5 protein-coding genes are annotated in these 6874 nt (G+C 39.6%); 3 read left to right on the forward strand and 2 right to left on the reverse strand.

From position 1 onward, the window contains the following. Positions 1–3: 3 nt before the first annotated feature. Positions 4–1152 (reverse strand): helix-turn-helix domain-containing protein, encoded by a 1149-nt coding sequence (locus EKM61_RS06710; protein ID WP_068225854.1) that lies wholly within the window; start codon positions 1150–1152, stop codon positions 4–6. Between the two features lie 211 nt (positions 1153–1363). Between EKM61_RS06710 and EKM61_RS06715 the strand changes: the two genes are divergently transcribed. Beyond that, on the forward strand, positions 1364–1786 hold the full coding sequence (locus EKM61_RS06715) for an ArsC/Spx/MgsR family protein (RefSeq protein ID WP_068225853.1): 423 nt from the start codon (positions 1364–1366) through the stop codon (positions 1784–1786). Between the two features lie 146 nt (positions 1787–1932). Here the strand turns inward: EKM61_RS06715 and EKM61_RS06720 are convergent, their stop codons facing one another. Beyond that, on the reverse strand, positions 1933–4329 hold the full coding sequence (locus EKM61_RS06720) for an NAD(P)H-dependent oxidoreductase (RefSeq protein ID WP_068225852.1): 2397 nt from the start codon (positions 4327–4329) through the stop codon (positions 1933–1935). A 209-nt stretch (positions 4330–4538) separates the two neighbouring features. Between EKM61_RS06720 and EKM61_RS06725 the strand changes: the two genes are divergently transcribed. Both EKM61_RS06725 and EKM61_RS06730 read left to right on the forward strand, forming a co-directional pair. Further along, complete coding sequence (locus EKM61_RS06725; protein WP_068225851.1) at positions 4539–5477, forward strand: LysR family transcriptional regulator; 939 nt, start codon at positions 4539–4541, stop codon at positions 5475–5477. 106 nt (positions 5478–5583) lie between these two features. Further along, complete coding sequence (locus EKM61_RS06730; RefSeq protein WP_068225850.1) at positions 5584–6762, forward strand: MFS transporter; 1179 nt, start codon at positions 5584–5586, stop codon at positions 6760–6762. Positions 6763–6874: the final 112 nt, after the last annotated feature.

The following is a 6874-nucleotide window of genomic DNA, read 5'->3' on the forward strand; positions in this document are numbered from 1 at the left end:
TTGCTACTTCCTTTGTTTGCGGTATTCAGAAGGAGTTTTACCGGTATATTGGCGAAAGACGCGGGTTAGGTGGCTAGGATCAGAGAAATTTAACATCAGAGAAATTTCTTGCACTGAGCGAGTTGAAAATTGTAGTAGGTAGCGTGCCTCAGTGATTTTATGCTTTAAAATATATTGTTTTAAGGTTAATCCAGTCTTACTCTTTGTTAATCGAGATAAGTAAGTTGCGTTAACATTGAGCTTTTGGGCAATAGTTGCGACAGTGATTGGTTGATAGATGTGTTGTTGCAAGTATTGCTCAATATTGAAAATATAAGGTGACTCTTGTTGACGATAACGAATCGTCAATTTGGTGTAATAGGCAACGATTTGACGGGTGAAGTCTTTATAATTGGTTAAATCAACTTGCTTTTCGGCCTCCCGAATTAATTTATCCCCTTTAAAATAGGATTCACCAGAAGGAACACCAGCGGCATTAGCGGCTCGAGAACTAATAACGACCGTTACAATGATGAATTCTTTAACACGTTTTATCGGATCAGAGCTAAGCATACCGACGTATTCAGGTACTTGAAGCAGGTAGTCAATCAATGCTTCAGCACGTTGTAAATTTCCGGCGGTGATTGCTTCTAACATTAGTAATTCATGTTTGTAGAGCTCATCCATGTCGTAGTAATGCGTTGTTTCGTCAGTTTTAAGTTCTTCCAGCAAAAGATCACGCATTGCGTAGTGCGTAACAAGCGAATCAAGTCGCTGGGTTAAATTCAATTTAACTGGTGAAGGAACGTGGTAGAGTGCTAGGTAAAGTGTGGCCGCCAGATTGTTTGCATCGGATTTGTCCGTTACTGTATGAACAAAATTTGCTGAATCAAGGGGAATGAAACAGAGCCAAGTGCCGCTTAGTTTGTTTTTTTCTAATTTTGGAATTGCTAAAATTAAAGCGTTAGTGCGCTGTAGTCTAAATATTTGTGGTTGTTTTGACGTAAGTACTTTGCCGTAGTTTTTAATTTCTTGTTGATTTAAAGTAATCGCAGTGTTTCGCTGCATTTGCGATGTCAGCCGCCAGCCAGGAATACTAAATTCAAAAAATGAAAAATTGAATAAGCGACTGAATTGTTGCATAAGTAGTAATTTATTAGTTGCTTGGGACATTTATTTCTCCATAGTAATAACTTGTGAGTTAGTGACAGAATGAAATCACTTTCATTATACTAGAAATCTAAGACTAGTTGGGGGCCGATTTAATTTAGTAGAATACGTTCTATTTTAAATAATTAATTATAAATTATTTAAAAATCCCTTGCATTTGGTTGATATTAGTCTATTCTTGGGTGTAACAATCTGTAATTAAGGGGGCACCTGCATGATTACAATGTATTTTCACACTAGTGATCCGGCAAAAAATAAATTAATGAAGTGGTTTAAGCAACAGCACTTAGAATTTAAACTACGTAACATTATTCAAAAACCGTTAACTAAAGCAGAGTTAACCCATTTATTTTTAATGGCAACGGGTGGAACAGATGATTTAATTGCCAAAAAGTCTAAGGTAGCAAAGTCGACACAACTTGACAATAATTTAACCTTTAATGAATTAATCGATACTGTTTTAGCGACGCCACAGCTTTTAAAGAATCCAGTTGTTTTTGATGATAAGAACATTGTTGCGGGCTATAGCTTGGAAAAAATTGGTGTCTTTATTCCAAAATCACAACGAAAACTAGAATTAATGGCTTTATTTAACCGAATTTATCCAAAAGGACCTACACAGTCGCTGTCATTTTAATGATTGAACGAGTTTAATTTGACATAACTCTGTTGCAAGCAACAATTATATAAGTTATTTTGAGTAATTAAAGCGGTCTAAATTCAAGTTAGAAATAACTTGAATTTAGACCGCTTTTTATTTGGTACATTAGCTAATCAAGTAAATTAATTGGTTGTTTTTGCCTTGGTTAACGCATTTTTAACGGCACTTTTAATGGCGTTACTAGAAGCAGAAGCGCCTGAAATAGCGTCAACTGTATAGCTATTTGCGGCAACTATTTTGGCCGGTAACTGTTCTACGGCCGCCTTACCAACGTCTTCGCTTTCACTTTGCTTGACAACCTCGACGTTTTTGATTTGCTGGTTGGTATAGGTCACGCGAACTACCACCTGGCCACCAATTCCGGTATCACTGACACCCAAATATTGATTTTCGCCAACACTGATGTCCTTTAGCGAATCTTCAGGAGCTAGGTCGTTACTGCCTAAATCAACCTTAGCGTTAAGAGTCGTTGGGGTGCTGACTGACGTCGTTTTTTCTTTAGCTGCATTTTCACCAGCAATTTTACCGAAAATTAAACACTCGGCAAGATTACTGCCGCCAGCATATTGATTGGCATTAGCGCCACCGAGTTCGCCAGCTCCGTATAAGTGGGGAATTGGTTGGAGCTGGGTGTTTAAAATTTCGGCGTTAGCGTTTCGCCGTGGTCCGCCTTGCGTATTTAGCATTCCCGATTCCAGTTTAACTGCGTAATATGGACCGGTAGTTAAAGCCCGCATCGTTTTAGCGGCACGGTGTTGACTGTAATCGTGGCCAGTTTTGGCAAAAGTATTAAAGTCAGCGACTGTTTGTTGCAAGGTTGCCGCATTGAGATTTGTCTTTTGGGCCAATTCAGGTAAATTAGCGGCCTGAATGACACGTTCAAAGAAATCTTGTTCAGGTAACTGTTTGGCGGCCTTAAATTGGTCAAATTGAACTTGATCAAAAATTAGGTAAGGATGGTCTTGGGCGGTTGGAATACGCCAAGTACCGTGACTGTACAAACGACCGTGACGATTTGCTTCGTCTTCACGGAAGTAGCGACTACCATCATCACCAACAACAAAAATACTACCAGTATAAAGATCTTTCCATGGCGCTAAAATTAATTTACCACGTTCACCAGGGTGAGTTGCAAAGGTCATTCCTGAAAGTAGGCCTAATCCTTCGTAACTCTTCATGTGCCACATATCGGCACCAATTTCTTCGGCCATTTTAATGCCATCGCCTTGATTATAAAGTGTTCCGATTGGTGCCAAATGTGGAGCACCTAAATAGTCTTGGATTGCTTGTTTATCCGTTTCAAAGCCACCACAGGCTAGTACAACACCATTTTTCGCCTGAATATTAACATTTTGGCCATTGCGTTTAATGGTAACGCCAGTGATCGTTTTGGTCAGTGGATCTTGAACTAGGTGCTGTGCGGGAGAGGACAGCCAAACATCAATATTATTAGTTCGATCAACAACGTGCTGCCGGAGATTTTTCCATAAGGCGGCGTCAAAAAAGCCTTCGTGGACCATGCTGAGATCAAAAGTATCAGAACCGGGGAATTCAGGGTATTCTGGAGCCAAATCCTTTGCGACTTCACCGTGACTTCCATTTTTATAGGTATCATTGTAGCTGACTGGTTCCACGTCTAGATAATTCTTAAAATAACTACGCATATTAATCATGCCCTGAACGTAGGTTTGTAGCAGCGTATCATCCAGATCAATTGGACCTAACATTGCCTTGTAATAACTGAGCATTTTAGTATAATCCGTTCCGGTTGCAACGACTTGGCCGGCATAGCGAACGTTACCACCTTCGTGTCCTTCTGGAGCAACATCGGTTAAAAGTACCTTGGCGCCGTTGTCTGCGGCAAAACGTGCAGCCGTAGCACCAGCGGCACCGAAACCAACAACAATGACATCATAGGCACCATTCCAAGTAATTTGTGATTCTTGTGGCAATTGCGTGACCTTCTTTTGGTATTTCTGATTAATTAAAGTCGTGAAATCTAAGTAATTGTTAAAACAACTTTCTAAAAAGCTAATTGTTTGTTGATCCTTTAATTGATGTTGCTCATCAAAGGCGGCCTTAACGTAATTTAATAGAAATTCGTTACCCGGTTGCACAAAGGCACCTAAACCAGGTGAATCCAAAATTTGGCGTAAATGTTGTTGCGCACGGGAAGCACCTTGGGGTCCATAAGAGGCACCAACAATCATAATTGGTTTATGGTTAAAAGGATGTAACTCGCAAGACAACCATTCTAAGACACTCTTCAAAGCGGCTGGAATTGAATGATCGTATTCCGGTGTTGCGATGATGACACCATCTGCAGAGCTGATTTTAGCGGCCAATTGAGTGATACTAACAGGTGGTTGCTTGACGATATTTTCATTAAAAAGTGGCAGATGATTAATTTCACAAATTTCAATTTCTTGCTTAGGACCAAAGTGAGTCTGCATGTACTGTAGTAACTGCCGGTTATACGAAAAATCAGCGTTAGTACCAACGATACCGATAAATTTCATTAGAAGAACTCCCTTACATTTAATATGCGATTATTGGTATGATAATTATTTGTTGCCTAAACATTAATTTTAAAAGTGCTTATTTATTAAGCAAGTAAGCATTTTACAACTTCATTATTAAACAAATAAACTAATTTGTGAAATAATTATTTTATACTAAAAGTATGCTATTATTGGCATAAGTTGAGATTAAAAAAGGAGTGCCCGCTATGACACCACTTGAAAAAGATAAACAGTTTATTTCAATTCTGGAAGCAGTTCCCAAACTCGGTAACATTACTGCCGCGGCGGAAATGTTATTTATGACGCAACCAGCATTGAGTAAATTAATTCGCCAGCGAGAGGAACAACTAGGTGTTCAGTTAATCGATCGGCGGCATCATCCGTTACGGTTAACTTATTCGGGAGAGTATTATTTACACCGCTTACGACATATTGTGGCCCAGTATGATTCTTTATACCATGGCTTAGCAGTCTTGAATGAGGCCGGGCACGGGCGTCTAACGATTGGCGTTACCCAATCGTTAGGTGAGCAAATTTTGCCCCGGTTATTACCTGAATATCACGCTACTTACCCTAACGTTGATCTGCGGCTTGTTGAATACCCCAGCAGTGAGGTTGAAACCGAGTTAATTAATGATAATTTGGATCTTTACATTGGTGTCTTACCAATTGATAATAGTCAGATTCATTATCAACTGTTATACCGGGAGCCGGTTTGTCTAGTCCTGTCACCTAGCCACCCAGCTTATCAGGCGCAAATCAAAAAGTTGCGTTTGATTAACAGTAGTCATGAGTTGATTGATAATCAGCCGATGATTATGGAAAATAAAAATTCTGGGTTCCAACGATTTATTGATCAATATTTAACTAAGAATAATATTTATCCCAAAGTGATTTTACGAACGGCCAGTCTCAATACTGCAATCAAATTAGTACAGCATAATTTTGCTGCCGCAACTTTGGTACCACGGTCCGTCTGGCAAAGCCACCCCACCAAGGCGCGATTAAATACATTTCAATTAGCAACTGAAGAATTACAAAGTGAGACGTTTATTGCCTATAAGCGCGATCGCCTGCTAACTAGTCAGGAAAAGGCCTTGATTGATCTGGCAATTAAATGGGGCCAGCGTGCTACATTAGGTTAATGTTCCGTGGGTCTACTATATTTTATAGCGCCAATTAGTGGACAAAAGCACGCTATTATCGGTATACTGGCAAGTATTGTTTTTTTATGTTGAAGGAGTGGGTGACGTGACAAAAAAGGTGAAACGCGCTATTTTCATTTTGATTTTTAGCGAGTTTTTGGTGTGCTTGGGAATTAGTTTGGTTATTCCAGTTATGCCGTTTATTAAAAATGAACTTCATTTATCGGCCACTGATATTGGAATTATGAGTGCACTGTTTGCCTTAGCGCAATTCATTGCTTCACCAGTGATTGGTCGTTTATCTGACCGAATCGGGCGTAAACCAGTTTTAGTTAGCGGATTATTCTTATACATGGTTTCGGAAGTTTTATTTGCGTTAACGAATCATCTCTACATGTTTAATCTATCACGCATTGTTGGTGGTTTGTCGGCGGCAATGGTTGTACCGACTGCGATGGCAATGGCCGCCGATATTACAACGCGAAGTCAGCGGGCGCGGGTTGTGGGCTGGTTATCGGCCGCTTTTAGTGGTGGTTTAATTTTGGGACCCGGAATTGGTGGTCTGCTTGCTAAAATTGATTATAAGGCACCTTTTTGGAGTGCTGGATTTTTAGGTCTGCTTAGTATGATTGCGCTAATTACTTTATTACCTAAAGAAGATGACCTACTAGCGCCGGATATTGTGGCGGCCCGGAAAACTAAGAGTACAAAAACGGGAGTTAAGTCATTTTTAACTAAACCGATTATTTTACTTTTTATTATGATCTTAGTTTCATCATTTGGTTTACAAGGGTTCGAAAGTATTTACAGTATTTACGTTAATGAAGTTTTTCACTTTACGTTAAATAACATTGCCTTAGTGTTGACTCTAAATGGGGCAATTTCGTTGATTATGCAAGTGGCACTGTTTGACCGGTTAGTCGTGCTTTTTCGGGAGACCAAACTGATTCGTTACTGCTTCTTTTTTAGTTTTGCGGGTACGATTTGGATTATTTTGGCCCATTCTAAATGGGAAGTTGTTGTGGCAACTTTAATTGTCTTTTCGTCTTTTGATTTATTGCGACCGGCAATTACGACCTTGTTAACTAAGGCCAGCACAACTAGTCAGGGCCTGATTAACGGGCTAAACATGTCGCTGACTAGCGTTGGTAATGTGATCGGGCCAATAATGTCAGGGATGTTACTGGATATGAATTATCATTATCCTTACTTAGTGGTCACAGTATTCTTGGCAGCATCATTCTTGTTAACTTTTCAAATTCATATGACAACGCAGCGTGATTAAACATAGCGGTCAAATCAGTTAGTGGGTAAATTTTATTGGGTCTCTGTCAAATCGTATTGGTGGAGATTTTGAACGGCACATTCACTTCGGTGAATGTGCTTTTTGTTTACTC

It is taken from the genome of Loigolactobacillus backii, from assembly GCF_003946275.1.
In the GTDB taxonomy this organism is placed as follows: domain Bacteria; phylum Bacillota; class Bacilli; order Lactobacillales; family Lactobacillaceae; genus Loigolactobacillus; species Loigolactobacillus backii.